Below are 13,177 nucleotides of genomic sequence, written 5' to 3'. Positions count from 1 at the left end.
ATGCTCGCTCGACTCCAGCTTTCCGGCAGCGCCCATGACATCGGCTTCGGCCTGGGTGAATTCGGTCGTGCCGCGGTGCATGCCAAGCTGCGCCCACTGCCGCTCTGGCAACACCTGGCAGGCCTGGCGGATAGCGCCAAGGCCCAGCGGATGCAGGCCCTGGTGCGCCAGCACTTCCCCCGTTATTGGCAGGAACTCGAAGGCCTCGCCGCCGGCCTGCAACTGCCGCTGGCGGAAGTCTTCCTGTGGAATTGCCGCGGCGACTTCCCCGGCCTGCCGGCGGTGGACGGATGCACCACGGTGTACGGCCGGACCGCCCGGGGCACCCTCATCGCCCATAACGAAGACGGCCTGCCGCAACTGCGTGACGACTGCGCCCTGGTCGAGGTCAGCCCCGTCGAGGGCGTGGCCTTCACCAGCTTCGTCTATCCGGGCTCCATCCCCGGCCACACCTTCGCGGTCAACGCCCATGGCGTCGTCGCCACGGTCAACAACCTGAGACCCAGCGACATCCCCGCCGGTGTGCCGCGGCAGATCCTCGGCCGTGCTTCCCTCGATGCCCGCTCGGTCGACGAAGCCATCGCCGCGGTCTCCTCCCAGCCGCGCGCCGGAGCCTTCCACCACATCTTCGGCCAGGCCGGCTCGGCGCGGGTAGTCAGTGTCGAGGCCAGCGCGGCCGCTACCGCCGTGGCCGAGATCGGCCGGCCCGGTGGCCACGCCAACCATATCGTCCACCCGGCGCTGACTGGGGTAGGGCAGCGCATCACCGACAGCTCTGGCGCGCGGCAGCGGCAGGTGGAGGCGCGCCTGGCGTTGCTCCCGGCCGATCTCTCGCCGGCCCAGGCCCTCGCCATCCTGCGCGACACCGCCGTGGCCGACTTGCCCATCTACCGCTGTGCCGCCGATGACCCGGACGACGAGAACACCCTGGCCACCGCCATCTTCATCCTCGGGGCCACCAAGGTAGAATGGCGCGTTCACACCCGCGCGGCGACGGAAACGGCCGACGCGGCGGGCGTGGTTTCCATTCCCCAATGACGGAAGGTCGATGAGCACAGCGAGCGCCCTGGCGCCTGACACGGTAGGCGGCTTGAAAGAGCTGCTCGCCGCTATCGAGAGCGGCGCGGTCGACATCGCCCTGGGCAGCAGTTCGGTGCGGGTGCTCACCGCCCTCATCGAATCGCCGCAACGGGCCGCGGTGTCGTCCATCACCGAGCTGGCCGAGCAGGTCAATGTCAACGCCTCCACCCTGTCGCGGCTCGCCCGGCGCCTGGGTTACTCGGGCTTCAGCAAGCTGCAGGACGTGTTCCGCCGCGAGCTGACCGAAGGCCGTAGCTTCTACAGCGACCAGGCCTCCCGGCTGGTGGTCGGTGCCGACGCCAAGGGTACCCTGGCGCAGCTCACCCGGTTGGGGCGCCAGGAGAGCGCCAACATCGCCAGTACCATCGAGCAGGTCGATCCGGCCACCTTCGAGGCGGTGGTGACCCTCCTCAGCCAGGCCAGGCGCGTGCGTATCCACGGCATGCGCCAGTTCAACTCCCTGGCGCTGTTCATGGCCTACGGCCTGGGCATGCTGCGCCCGGACGTCGGCGCCCTGGATTCCAGTCGCCAGGGCGTGGCCGATGCCCTGGCGCAACTGGAGACCGGCGATGTCCTGGTGGTCGCCAGCTGCTTTCCCTACACCCCCAGCGTGCTGGCCACCGCCGAGGTCGCGGCGCGCCACGGCATCACCGTCGTCGCCCTGACCGATTCGGCCAGCTCGCCACTGGCGAAGACCGCCCGGCACAGCTTCTTCGTGCCCAACCGCAGCCTGTTCTTCAGCAACAGCATGTGCGCCTTCATGCTGCTCGCCGAAGGGCTGCTCAGCGCCGTTGCCAGTTCGCTGGGCGAGGCCTCGGTGGAGGCACTCAAATACCGGGAAACCCTGATCGCCGAGCTCAATGCGTCCCTCTGAAGGTCGCAATCAGGCTGGCACCACCCTCGGCGGCTGATCACAATAAGGTCTGACCTTTCCCAGGGAGTCTTGGCGATGGACCGGACCTGCACCACCTTCTACCTCGAAATGACCTCCTCGGCCGAGCTGCGGGAGAAGCCGCAGCGGCCCGACCTGCACATCGTCGAATGCGAGGTGCCGCAACCCGAACTCAACCGCTTTCTCTACGCCCTGGTGGGCAAGGCCTGGGAATGGGGCGATCTCGACCGCTGGAGCGATGAGCAGTGGCGTGGGCTGGTGGAGCAGGACGGGCACCGCACCTGGGTCGCCTATCACCGTGGCGCCATCGCCGGTTACTACGAGCTGTACCGCCCGGATGGCCGCAACGTGGAGATCCGCTACTTCGGCCTGGCCGGCGCCTTCATGGGCCTCGGCTTCGGCGGGCCACTGCTGAGCCATGCCATCCGCAGTGCCTGGGACTGGCCCGGCACCGAGCGCGTCTGGGTGCACACCTGCACCCTGGACCACCCGGCTGCGCTGGCCAACTACCAGGCGCGCGGGCTGAAGATCTACCAGCAGGAAGAGACGCTGCTCTAGGCGCGGCTAGTCGGCGCCCTGGTCGACCAGTCCCAGCCGCGGCACCCGGGTGCCAGGGGCGAGCAGCGTGCCGGGCGCCAGCACCGCATTGGCGCCCAGTTTGCACCCGTCGCCGATGAGGGCGCCGAACTTGCTCACCCCGGTCTCGATCACCCGCTTGCCATGGCGGATGCGGATGGGCGCACCGTCGCTCTCGTTGCGGTAGTTGGCGACGATGGCGCCGGCTTCCAGATTCACCCCGGCGCCGATCAGCGAATCCCCGACGAAATTGAAGTGCGCCAGCTTGCTGCCGTCCAGCAGCAGGCTGCTCTTCACCTCGCACGCCGGACCTACACCGCAGCCCGCGCCGAGATAGACCCCGCCGCGCAGATAGGCACCGGCCGCCACGAAGGCTCCGGCGCCGATGATCAAGGGCCCTTTCAGTACCACGCCGGCTTCCACCACGGCACTGTCATGGATGGCCTGGTCCCCTACGCGCCGAAAGCCCGGGCCGAGTCGTTCCAGCAGGGCGCGGATGTGCACCTCGCACTCCTGGGTGATCCACCAGGGCTCGGCGGGCGCCAGGCCTAGTGTCCGCCAGCGGGCGATGAAGGTGCCGATGTCCAGAGGGCTCATGGCCGGGGCTCGCGGAACACGTTCGGCGTCGTGGTCGTCATCTTGGGTTGCGCCTCATGCTGTCGTGCATGGCAGCGAGCCTGGCCCGCTGTGCGAGCGGCCTGCCGCCTAAAGGGCTAGGGGAGTTTATCGACGAATTGCGCCAGCTCCGCTGCATAGAGTTTGGCCAGGCCGGTCGTGCCGTGCCCGCGCGTGTCGGCGCTACCTGGAATCAGCAGATACCGGGCGCTGGGCACCTGCTTCAGCGCCTCCTGCATGAGGCCCGTTTCGGGTGGATTGCGCTCGTCGTCCGCAGCATTGATGGCCAGCACCGGCACCTTGATCTTGCTCAGTCCCGGCATGGCGTCGTAGTCGGCCGAGGCCTCCCACTGGTAGATGAAGTCATTGGCGTCGACCGTGACCGGTGCGGCCAGGCGCTTGTCGATCAACTCATCGGCCTTGGCATGGGTGCCGGCGATCTCCTGGTAGTTCAGGGTGCCGCCACTGGTGGCGAACTCGAACATGGTCTTGGCCAGGCGGAGCGACGGCGGCTGGGTCTGGTAGTTACCGTGATCCCAGGCCGGGTCCTGCTTGATGGATTCCACCAGCATGCGCCTCATGATCCAGTTGCGTCCCGCCATCTCCGTCGGCTGCGCCGCCATGGGCACCAGGCCATCGGCGAAACCGGGGTGCAGGCCGCCCCACAGCCAGGTCTGCATGCCGCCCATCGAATTGCCGATGATCAGCCGTAGGTGCTTGATCCCCAGGCCCTGGGTGAGCAGCAGGTATTGCGCCTGCACCATGTCGGCGTAGTCGTACTGGGGAAAGGCGGCGCGCAAGCCATCCGACGGCTTGGTCGATTTGCCCGTACCTATCGCATCCGGGATCACGATGAAGTACTTGGCTGCATCCAGCGGCTGGCCAGTGCCGAACAGCTGGCCGCCCACATCCTTGCTCAACATCGCCGCGCCCTGCTGACCGGTGCCGTGCAGTACCAGGATCGCCGGGTTGCCTGGTTTGCCCAGCGTCAGATAGTGCAGACGGAAGTTGTCGAGGGTCTGACCGGTATGGAAGGTGAAGCGCGGCAGCTCGAAGTCGCCTTCGACCGGCTTGGGTGGCTCGTCCGCCTGGACGGTCAGGGTGGTCAGCAGAAGGAAGGTAACGGCAGAGCAAAGGCTGCCAATCGCGCGTCGCCAATCAAGAGCCCTGGTCATCGAAGGCTTTCCTATTGTTATTGAAGTTGACGATAGAGGGTTATAAAGCCAAACAGAGCCCCCGACAATTCGCTGCCGGGACGTGCGCCTTCCGGACCGGGTGGATCGGCCGCGGTGGGGGCGCGTGCGCCGCACGACCCGCCAGTGACCGTACCGCGCCGGCCATCACGGCGAGGCCGTGTCCTTCGCCGACTCCCCTTGGCCGGCGTTGGCAAGCGCAACGCTGGAACGCTTGCGCCAGCGGTCGAGTCGGAATGAGCAACAGTTCTTGGAGAACACCTGGCCTCATGCAAGCCCTTCGTACCCAGTTGGCGGCGCTGGACCCGCCCATCAAGCACGAGCTCCAGTCCCAGGGGGACAACCTGGTGATCGTCCTCATCGATCCGACCCGTCCGGCGCGGGTCAGTCGTACCCTCAACCAGACCCTGGTGCGCAACACCTCGCTGCTCTACGACGTGATCCGCGATGCGGTGAACGAACTGCGCGCCCTGGGCACCCATCCGGCCATCACCGACCAAGACATCTACCCCGACGATCGCCCCAAGCCGGTCGCTTCCGGTAGCGCCTGAGCATCCTCCCGCGCCGCCACCTCCTCGTCCGCCGGCAGAAGTTGCTGGCGGACTCCGGCGACTTCGCCCTGCGCTGCGACGACCTGGACGAGATCTTCACCCGCGGGTGGGCGAGGCGCTCGGTACCGACCTGGCCAAGGATCGAGGGCCTGGCCGCGCGGAACCGAGTTGCGGCTGGGTTGCAAGGTCAAGTAATAGCCGGTTAGGGCTCTTCCGCCACGGCTGGCGTCACCGCCGAACCCGCCAGCAAGCCGCCGTCAAGATTCAACTCGCTGCCGGTCATGTAGCTCGCCTCGTCGGAGGCCAGCAGAACTGCCAGAGCGGCCACTTCCTCGGGTCGACCGAAGCGCCGCAGCGGCGTATCCCGCACCAGGGCCGCCATGCGCGCCTCGCGCTCCGGTCCGTCGCCCAGCATGGGTTCCCACATCGGCGTGAGGATGGCGGCGGGGTGGATCGAATTGCAGCGGATGGCCAGACCCTGTTCGGCACAATAGAGCGCCACTGTCTTGCTGTGATTGCGCACCGCGGCCTTGGACGAGGCATAGGCCGCCGCGCCGGGAATACCCACCAACCCGGAGCGCGACGAGACATTGATGATGGACCCAGCCCCCGCCGGGCGCATGGCGCGGATGCCATGCTTGCAGCCAAGGAAGACGCCTTCGAGATTGGTGCGATGCACCGCCTGCCAGTCGGCCAGGCGGGCGTGTTCCGGATCGTGGGCCACCACGCCCTGCTCGAATCCGGTGATCCCGGCGTTGTTCACCAGCACGTCCAGCCGACCACGTTCGGTGAGGATCTGCCCGGTCACCTGCTGCCATTGCGCCTCGTCACGCACATCCAGGTGCAGATAGCGCCCCTGGTCGCCCAGCTCGGCCGCAACGACGCAGCCGAGCTCGTCGTTCAGGTCGGTGACATAGACGAAGGCACCTTCCGCCACGAAGGCCCGGGCGATGGCGGCGCCTATGCCCTGGGCCGCGCCGGTGATCAGCGCGGTCTTGGCGAGCAGCCTGTTGGCCATGGTGGATTCCTCAACGGTGCATGAGGCCCCAAGGGTAACCCAAGCCGCTGGGCACAGATCACGCCTCGGCGCTGACCTCACTGCTGCTGTCGCCGGCCTTCTTCAGCGCTTCGGTGTAGGCGGCATAGGCATTCATCAGCGCCGCGCTGGCGGCCGCCTGGGCTTCCTTGCTCTGGCCTTCCTGGCCTGACGATCCGTACCTTGCCCAGCCAAGAGACATCGAGTCTAGTCGCCTATCGTTCAGGGGCTAGTTCCGCTTACCCGGCACGGCGGGCACCGCCAGCGCGGCCTGGTTGAACGGCTCGCCCACGCTGATCACCTGGGTGGTGACTCTATAATCCGAATCGGCGCTGGGGACCTGTTCCAGCACGATGAAACCCCGATTGGGCCGATGGTCGTTCAGCGGCTCGGCCGCGAAGCCCCACGTCGTTCCCGCCGACCAGACGCACTGGCGCAAGCCATTGGGCTTGACCCATTCGTCACAGGGCTGCCCGGCCACCGTGCGCGAGGTCGGTCCCTGGAAATCACCCAGTGCGGCCGGCGCGCTCTTTTCCACCGGCATGCGGCTCAAGGCCTCTGGCGCCGCTGCCTCCTCGGTCTTCTCGCCCGTCGCCAGATCCACCCGCTGGTAGGAGGTGTCGGTGGTGGTTTCCTGGGTACCCGTGGTGTCCAGGCGGAACAGGCAGGTACCGCCTGGGCCGTCGTTGGCGACACTCCAACTCGTCTCGCGAACCACCTCGATATCCCGAGCGAACCAGAGCTCATAGCGGGTGGTGCCGAGCAAGGCGACGTCCTGATCGGCCAGCGCGCGGCTTTGCAATCCACCCGCCTGGCAGTCGCGCAGGGCCGCCAGATAGTTCGCCCGTGCCTCGTTGACGCCTTGGTAGGTCAGTTCCACGCTCTGGCGTACGTGGATCGGCGGCATCGAACGACGGGTGTCTTCCACGCTGTCCGGCTGAGCGTCCGCCCAGGCCATACCGATGTTGGCCAGTATCGACATCATCACGACGGCGCGGGAGGCTCGCATGGGGAGTGTCCTTGTGGTGAGTTATGACGGTGGCCAGGGCAGCAGCGCTGCCCGAGGAGGGTGCGCGGAAGTCGAGGAATGCTCAGTCAGTAAGCTAGGGCGTAAAGTGGTGGGCGCAATAGCGCAAAAGGGCTAGTGCGGTGTTGCCGAAGCTCGCGCAAGCCGTGGCGGGTGATTGTCGGCGCTCCGATGAGGACCAGGCGCCGCGCCGAGTCTTGGCAGGGCTATGCCAAGGAGTGGCAACGTCGCCCGCGCTCAAAAGGCGCCGCCAACCGGGTAGGGATCTCTTCCGAAACACCACGCCAGTGGCTGGAAAGCCCGATTGGCAGATGAGCGTGAGGGCTTCGTAGATGGCGAATGAGGCTCAATGCCGGTGGGTGTTTTCAAGTCGATGCGTTCGTCCCTGGACGAGCAGGAGCGCATTGAACGCGCCGCCGCCAGGCCGTCGCTCCGCCAGGTGGCGACCGGGAGTGACCGAGGCACTGCCCTCCCGGCCTGCCGCGACCGGTCTACTGGGTAATCACCGCGTGGTTAGAGAAGCCACTCTGGGTCAGGTTGATGGCATTGCCCGCCGTGGCCTGGGTCAGGTTGGCGGTGTGCTGGAAGCCGCTCTGATTGACGACGATGCTGGAGGCATCGCCCGTGACATAGGCCGTGACCCCGAGGCCGCTGCCCTGTTGATCCACCTTCAGTTGGCCGTCGTTGCCCAGGTAGTAGGCCGTGATGCCATTGCCGTCGCCAGTGGACACCAGGTCCAGCTGATTGCCCTCGCCGGAGACGATGGCGGAGGCGCCATTGCCGTCACCGGTCTGCGCCAGGGTCAGCTGGCTACCCACGCCATAGACATTCACTTCCGCGCGGTTGAGATCGCCGCGCTGGGCGATGTCGACGGTGCTGGGCTGGCCCAGGTTGCTGGAATGGCTCAGGCGGACATCGTTACCATTGCCCTGCTGGACCACCTTGGAATCCACTCGCTCACCGGCCTGCTTCAGGCCCACGTAGTTGTCGTTGCCGTTCTGCTCGATGAGGGTCGTGGAATCGTTGCCGTTCTGGTTGACCCAGGCCGCGTTGCGCAATCCGACGCTGACCACCTGCAGATCCAGCGCATCGCCGTACTGGCGCAGGTCCAGGGTGCCGTTCAGCCCGTTCTGCCGCACGCTGAGGGTATTGTCCCCCGCGCGCTCGCCGGTCTGGTCGATGGTGATCCGGTGCGAACCGCCATCCTGCTGCACCAGGGTGTCCTGCCGCAGACCGGTCTGCCGCACCACCGTCTCGTTGTCCGCGCCCGGCCCCTGGCTCACCTCCACCCGCCCGTAGCCGGCATCCACCTGCTCGACATCCACCCGCCGCCGCGCACCCCAGCTCTGGTTGACCACCGCCACGCTCCTGCCGCCGTCCTGCACCAGCCGGACGCTGTCATCGGCGTCGTTCTGCTGGATGACCTGGGCATTCAGGAAGCTGCCGCTCTGCTGGATATCCGCCGTATTACGCGCCGATAGCCCACTGCCCTGGTCCAGGTTCACCACATTGAAGCCACCGCTTTGCTGGACGTTCGCCGTCTGGGACGCGGCCCAGGTGGCGCCGGTATTGGCCAAGAGCAACAGCATCATGAGGGAGCGGGAGGTGGGCATGGGGACGGTCCTTGTGGAGGGCTTCGGTTGAAATGGGAGGGCTATGAACCTAGGAAAAGAATAGAGAAAAAGGGATTACGCAGAGATGTTCTAACTGATAAAGCCACATGCACAATAGATCTAAAGATTGATAATTTTACAGTTAATAAATTTGAGTTAATTTTTTGGATTATGCTGGAGGGATTTCCATTGTTTTGATAGGATATATCGGTTTATATTTTAAAATTTTGACTTCGCCAGCTGTTTATATTGTTCGATTAGATATGTGTTGTGTTGTGTTGTGTTGTGTTGTGTTGTGTTGTGTTGTGTTGTGTTGTGTTGTGTTGTGTTGTGTTGTGTTGTGTTGTGTTGTTTGCAAATATTAGATTGTGAATTGACTATGTCGAAAATCTCACTAGTTTTTAAATATGCTAGTGAGATTTTTTGGAGTTTAAAACGCTGCGGATTTTGCTGCTTGGTGATGCGTTAGTTTTGGGCGCCAATGCTTTTTAGAAGAGCTTGATATTGGTGTGGATCATTTTCCTTTATCCGCTCAATAATTAATTTGGCCGAAATTTTCATTTCAGGTATCTCGACTGGTGTTGCTCCTCGCTCAAAAACTCCCGCTAGGTGTGAATATTCGTTATTTATGCGATTGGTCAGTATGGCAGGTATGTTGTCACCAAAGAACTTTTCAATTGTTTCGTCACTCATTCCACGATCTGGATATTTGTAGTAAAGGTATATCTCAAAAAATTTTCTTGCGTTGTTTCCAAAGTTGTAGAAGGTAGTGTAGTTTCCATCGTCGATATGCTCAAGCTGCGAGCATTTGTAGATTTCACTAAATAAATAATTGAATTCTGTTACGTAGTTTTTTAGGTAATCAGGCATTATTCTTATTTGGCTGATGTTGTTTGTTCTGTTTATCGTGAAGTACTCGGAGGTTTTGTTGCTATTTGCGCCAGGAAGTCTCTTGAGATATTTTAGGAATTCTAGGTTGTGCGTCGATATAAAGAGCTGGCTATGCTTGGGGATGTTTTTCTCTTCGCCGTTTTCAATGCGGATTTCCGGTGACATTATCTCTGCATGTATCAGGCTGTATACGAAAAATATGTGATTCGAGTCAAGGCTGCAGATAGGATCATCAATCCAAATTATAGGTTGCTTTCCTTTTGTCTCATAGTCGCTGAGTTTTGCCATGAAATAACAAAATGCAATTAGGCTGCACTCACCTTCACTGAGATGGAAAGCTTTAGCTCCTTTACGACTCACCTCGAATCGAATGGATTTGTAACTCTCAGGGCTAGATTCTTCGATTGATGTTAGTTGAAGTCCTTGGTGCTCAAAGAATTTGTTTAAATATTCATTGACCTTTTCAGCGCCTTTGCTTTCATCCTTGAGTTGCGCCTGTAAAATTAAAATATTGTTTTTTAAAGTGTTGGCTTGATCAAGTAATAGATTTTTTTGAGCCAGATCAAATTGCTGTTCTTGTCCTAGTTTTTGGATTTCGTCTAGAGCGGACTGGTAGTCGATGTCTATCAAGAAAGTGAAAACCTCATGCAGCCTTAGAGCTCGCCGAGATTCCTGCTGCTTCGTACCCAAAATAGAAGAAAACTCGTTTGATTTTTTTATTATTTCTTCAAGGTCGTCCTGAGCTTTGAGAATTAATTCTTTAGGGTTTTTTACTTCCGTAAAGTTGAGTGGCTTGAATATATTCAAGCTTCTGCTGTAGAGCTGCGCCGCGACACTTTCAAGTGCGGTTTTATACTCAAGCTTGGCTGTTGAAAAAAGTGACTCTACAGTCTCCAGATCTTTTGAGAAAACCGAATAGAGTTCTGATGGCTTAGTCAGAGTGTGTTTTTCGACATTTTTCTGTTCAATATTTAGTGTGGATATAAGTTGCTGGATATCAACCCGTAAAGCTTCAGATTCTTGGTTGAAATGATTGTCTAGCTTTTGCCAAAGACTTTTGCTTATGGGGTTCCCACAAAAACCGCAATGATCTTTTTTGCCTTCGTGTATTAGCTTTCCTTGGCGGACCCAGTTCTCCAGCGTCGTATCATTTAGAAGTTCTTGCAGTCTATCGGATAAAGGGATTTTTTTCTCTGTAAGGAATTTTGCTTTCTCAAGTAACGAGTCTATTGATGTATCAATTTTTTTAGGTAGAGTGACCTCCGGTTTGAGTTCTTCCTTTAGAAGTGAGTGGTGCGCGCTAATCGCCTCGGAGTCGATATCAAGATAGCTTTCTAAGCTGACTGTTTTTATATCTGAGTTTAGCTTGTTGATGTTGTAGTTGGCGTCTCCAAAATATTTGTTATGTTTTATTCCTGTGCTGGGCTTGTTTGCCTTGTCCTTTAGTCGTGAGTCTAAGTGGCTTTCTTTTCTTTCAAGCTCGGTAGTGGTTGATAAATATTTTTGATTTGCAGTTTTCAAACTGCCTAAAACGCCTGAACTTTCGCTTTGACTTCCAAGCTCTAATTCAAGAGCTAAAATTTTCTCTTCGATCTTGGAGTTGTTTTCTCCTAAGACTGCAAATGGGCTTATAGATTGCGAGTCGTCAGAAATGAACTTTAGGTTCTCTTTAACAAAGTCTTCATTGAATACTCGGATATTTAGGGCGTGCTCGGTCTTTTTTGTATGGTTTGCAATTCCTTTTTCGTTGAAAATGACTTCAAATTCCGGGTTGTTGTAATTTTCAGATATGTTTCCGGTTTCCAAAGATCTTATTATTCTTGATAAGGTGGTTTTTCCGGAGTAGTTCCTTCCATATATTATGTTTAGTTTTTTAAATTCGGATACATTGTTTCCTTTGTCTCTGACAGATTTGGCCCAATCGAAATCGTCAAAGACAGCGATGTTTTTAATTTTTGAGATCTTATTTATCATTCCGTTCATCTCTATTCCCTGTTTGCGTATCCTAACCAAGATTTGGTTTTGGTAGCTCTTTATTGGCGCGGCTAAAAGGTCTCTTGATTTTTAATGATGGTTTCTGCCTTATACCTTTGATCAGACGTATGCTGCTGCACTTTAGGTGTATCTGGAAAGAAATTGAAATGTATAGCTTTGGATCGTATCCCGATTTGCGTATTTAGTTTCGAGTTAAAATGTGTGTGATGATCTTCCAATGTATGGCTCTTAAGTTTTCAATAATTGTGATAGCCATTTTTGGCTTGAAAACTCCATAGGAATGCAGATGACAAAATTTAGGTCCACATATTTGTGTGTAGCGCAGGAGCGATAGGCACCAGCAGCCAGATAAGCAGCAGGGGAGAGCGACGGGGCTTGCGGCGACGGTAGTTAGGAACGGCATCGAGTTCGGCGATGAGCGCGCTTCGGTAGTCTTGCGCGGTCTTGCCGTAGCGGTCTTTGGTGGGCATGGCGGCCTCCTGGCCGGGCCGGAGCGAGAGATCGTTCCAGCCACATCCTTGTGATGGATTTCACGTTAGATGGCAGGCGGGAGAGCGTCAAGGCTGGCGAAGGGCCGGAGTTGAGATCGTTTTTTCCGTTAAGTCCGACGATTTTGCGAACAATAGGGCTGAAACCGAGGATTGGCGGGGCTTCGGCTCAAGGCGAGAGCGGTGATAGCACCAGATCAGGAGCGTGCCGGACTCGACGAGCTGTCACCACCAGCATCCAGGCGGTCGCGGCATGAGTGAGTTAATCCGCTGACTTTAAGAGGTGTGGACTAGCGATGTCGGCCCGCCCCAGTCCTGGTCATGTGCGCCTATTCACTACTCACCTCGGGCTGGGCATCCGCGGCAGGGCAGTGAACCAATCCAACGCCCGATCCCACAGCGGCTCCGCACTGGCGCGGAAGTAGCCCATATGGCCGATGGCGCCGCCGTGCTGGCGGGGGTCGAGGTCTTCGCGTTGCAGGTCGGTGTTGTGATAGGCCTGCATGAAGGCGTCGCGCGACTGCGGGGTGGCCCAGAGGTCGTCCAGGGCGTTGACCGCGACGATGGGGGTGCGCACCGCGGCGAAGCCGACTTCGATGCCGCGCATGGCCGGGTCGTCGAAGAAGTAGTGGGGCAGGCTGCACCAGTGGCGCCATTGGCGATAGACGTCGCGCGGCAGGTCTTCGCCCAGGCCCAGGGCGCTCCAGGGGCAGTAGCCTTTCCACCAGGTCAGCACCGGCAGCACCAGTTTCCACATGGTCAGTACCTTGAGGCGCTCCAGCGGCGGCATGTAGCCGTACCAGCCGGCGCTGGTGCCGAAGACGTAGAAGCCGGCTACCTTGGCGTGATTGGGCAGCAGGCCGAAGGCGTGGCCGCCATAGGAGTGGCCGACCAGGTAGAGCGGCACCTCGCCCTGGGCCATGGCGTCCACGGCGGCGGCGAGGTCCTGGCGCGCCCAGTCCAGCAGGTCCATGCGAAAGCCCTTGAGCGAGGCCGGCGCCGAGCGGCCGATGCCGCGGTAGTCAAAGGTCAGGGTCTCGAAGCCGCGGGTGGCGGCATGCTGGGCGAAGCGGCGGTAGAAGCCCTGGGGCACGGCGGTAGCGCCGGCGACGATCAGTCGGCCCTGCAGTGGGCCCTGGGCGGGAAAGCGACAGGTGCTGAGGCGATAACCGTCCGCGGTGATCAATTCCTCGACGAGGGCGTCGCTGGGCATGGGGTGG

General features: G+C 59.7%; 13 protein-coding genes. 4 read left to right on the top strand and 9 right to left on the bottom strand.

All coding sequences use genetic code 11. The features are described from left to right. The 3 genes from RND78_RS05940 to RND78_RS05930 all read left to right on the top strand — a co-directional run bounded on the left by RND78_RS05940 (position 1) and on the right by RND78_RS05930 (position 2,530). A complete protein-coding gene (locus tag RND78_RS05940; protein ID WP_312726817.1) occupies positions 1–1,038 on the top strand; it encodes a C45 family peptidase in 1,038 nt (345 codons plus the stop codon). 10 nt (positions 1,039–1,048) lie between these two features. Next, complete coding sequence (locus RND78_RS05935) at positions 1,049–1,954, top strand: MurR/RpiR family transcriptional regulator (protein WP_312726816.1); 906 nt, start codon at positions 1,049–1,051, stop codon at positions 1,952–1,954. Between the two features lie 75 nt (positions 1,955–2,029). Next, positions 2,030–2,530 (top strand): GNAT family N-acetyltransferase, encoded by a 501-nt coding sequence (locus tag RND78_RS05930; RefSeq protein ID WP_312726814.1) that lies wholly within the window; start codon positions 2,030–2,032, stop codon positions 2,528–2,530. 6 nt (positions 2,531–2,536) lie between these two features. Here RND78_RS05930 and RND78_RS05925 read toward each other — a convergent pair whose 3' ends face one another. After that, positions 2,537–3,145, bottom strand: coding sequence for a transferase (locus RND78_RS05925; RefSeq protein WP_312726812.1), 609 nt, complete (start codon positions 3,143–3,145; stop codon positions 2,537–2,539). A 116-nt stretch (positions 3,146–3,261) separates the two neighbouring features. Beyond that, the gene (locus RND78_RS05920) at positions 3,262–4,338 is read right to left on the bottom strand and encodes an alpha/beta fold hydrolase (RefSeq protein WP_312726810.1); all 1,077 of its coding nucleotides are present in this window, start codon (positions 4,336–4,338) and stop codon (positions 3,262–3,264) included. Between the two features lie 287 nt (positions 4,339–4,625). Here RND78_RS05920 and RND78_RS05915 point away from each other — a divergent pair, with 287 nt between their 5' ends. Then, complete coding sequence (locus RND78_RS05915; protein WP_312726809.1) at positions 4,626–4,907, top strand: hypothetical protein; 282 nt, start codon at positions 4,626–4,628, stop codon at positions 4,905–4,907. A 202-nt stretch (positions 4,908–5,109) separates the two neighbouring features. Here RND78_RS05915 and RND78_RS05910 read toward each other — a convergent pair whose 3' ends face one another. From RND78_RS05910 to RND78_RS05880, 7 genes are all read right to left on the bottom strand, one after another. Beyond that, positions 5,110–5,925: an SDR family oxidoreductase gene (locus RND78_RS05910; RefSeq protein WP_312726808.1), complete on the bottom strand. Its 816-nt coding sequence runs from the start codon at positions 5,923–5,925 to the stop codon at positions 5,110–5,112. Positions 5,926–5,983: 58 nt separating this feature from the next. After that, positions 5,984–6,145, bottom strand: coding sequence for a hypothetical protein (locus tag RND78_RS05905; RefSeq protein WP_312726807.1), 162 nt, complete (start codon positions 6,143–6,145; stop codon positions 5,984–5,986). A 27-nt stretch (positions 6,146–6,172) separates the two neighbouring features. Then, on the bottom strand, positions 6,173–6,952 hold the full coding sequence (locus tag RND78_RS05900) for a hypothetical protein (protein WP_312726806.1): 780 nt from the start codon (positions 6,950–6,952) through the stop codon (positions 6,173–6,175). Positions 6,953–7,461: 509 nt separating this feature from the next. Further along, a complete protein-coding gene (locus RND78_RS05895) occupies positions 7,462–8,583 on the bottom strand; it encodes a hypothetical protein (protein WP_312726805.1) in 1,122 nt (373 codons plus the stop codon). A gap of 465 nt (positions 8,584–9,048) precedes the next feature. Then, entirely contained in the window at positions 9,049–11,457 is a 2,409-nt protein-coding gene (locus RND78_RS05890) for an AAA family ATPase (RefSeq protein ID WP_312726804.1), read from the bottom strand. A 308-nt stretch (positions 11,458–11,765) separates the two neighbouring features. Then, complete coding sequence (locus tag RND78_RS05885) at positions 11,766–11,939, bottom strand: hypothetical protein (protein WP_312726803.1); 174 nt, start codon at positions 11,937–11,939, stop codon at positions 11,766–11,768. Positions 11,940–12,297: 358 nt separating this feature from the next. Then, a complete protein-coding gene (locus tag RND78_RS05880) occupies positions 12,298–13,170 on the bottom strand; it encodes an alpha/beta fold hydrolase (protein ID WP_312726802.1) in 873 nt (290 codons plus the stop codon). Positions 13,171–13,177 lie beyond the last annotated feature (7 nt).

This window comes from Pseudomonas oryzihabitans (genome assembly GCF_032027545.1).
Taxonomy (GTDB): domain Bacteria; phylum Pseudomonadota; class Gammaproteobacteria; order Pseudomonadales; family Pseudomonadaceae; genus Chryseomonas; species Chryseomonas oryzihabitans_F.
This window is presented reverse-complemented; position numbering and strand designations above follow the sequence as displayed.

Bases quoted from the DNA above. Each gene is read 5' to 3' on its own strand.
- RND78_RS05940 (WP_312726817.1), top strand. From the start codon at position 1: ATGCTCGCTCGACTCCAGCTTTCCGGCAGCGCCCATGACATCGGCTTC.
- RND78_RS05935 (WP_312726816.1), top strand. From the start codon at position 1,049: ATGAGCACAGCGAGCGCCCTGGCGCCTGACACGGTAGGCGGCTTGAAA.
- RND78_RS05930 (WP_312726814.1), top strand. From the start codon at position 2,030: ATGGACCGGACCTGCACCACCTTCTACCTCGAAATGACCTCCTCGGCC.
- RND78_RS05925 (WP_312726812.1), bottom strand. From the start codon at position 3,145: ATGAGCCCTCTGGACATCGGCACCTTCATCGCCCGCTGGCGGACACTA.
- RND78_RS05920 (WP_312726810.1), bottom strand. From the start codon at position 4,338: ATGACCAGGGCTCTTGATTGGCGACGCGCGATTGGCAGCCTTTGCTCT.
- RND78_RS05915 (WP_312726809.1), top strand. From the start codon at position 4,626: ATGCAAGCCCTTCGTACCCAGTTGGCGGCGCTGGACCCGCCCATCAAG.
- RND78_RS05910 (WP_312726808.1), bottom strand. From the start codon at position 5,925: ATGGCCAACAGGCTGCTCGCCAAGACCGCGCTGATCACCGGCGCGGCC.
- RND78_RS05905 (WP_312726807.1), bottom strand. From the start codon at position 6,145: ATGTCTCTTGGCTGGGCAAGGTACGGATCGTCAGGCCAGGAAGGCCAG.
- RND78_RS05900 (WP_312726806.1), bottom strand. From the start codon at position 6,952: ATGCGAGCCTCCCGCGCCGTCGTGATGATGTCGATACTGGCCAACATC.
- RND78_RS05895 (WP_312726805.1), bottom strand. From the start codon at position 8,583: ATGCCCACCTCCCGCTCCCTCATGATGCTGTTGCTCTTGGCCAATACC.
- RND78_RS05890 (WP_312726804.1), bottom strand. From the start codon at position 11,457: ATGAACGGAATGATAAATAAGATCTCAAAAATTAAAAACATCGCTGTC.
- RND78_RS05885 (WP_312726803.1), bottom strand. From the start codon at position 11,939: ATGCCCACCAAAGACCGCTACGGCAAGACCGCGCAAGACTACCGAAGC.
- RND78_RS05880 (WP_312726802.1), bottom strand. From the start codon at position 13,170: ATGCCCAGCGACGCCCTCGTCGAGGAATTGATCACCGCGGACGGTTAT.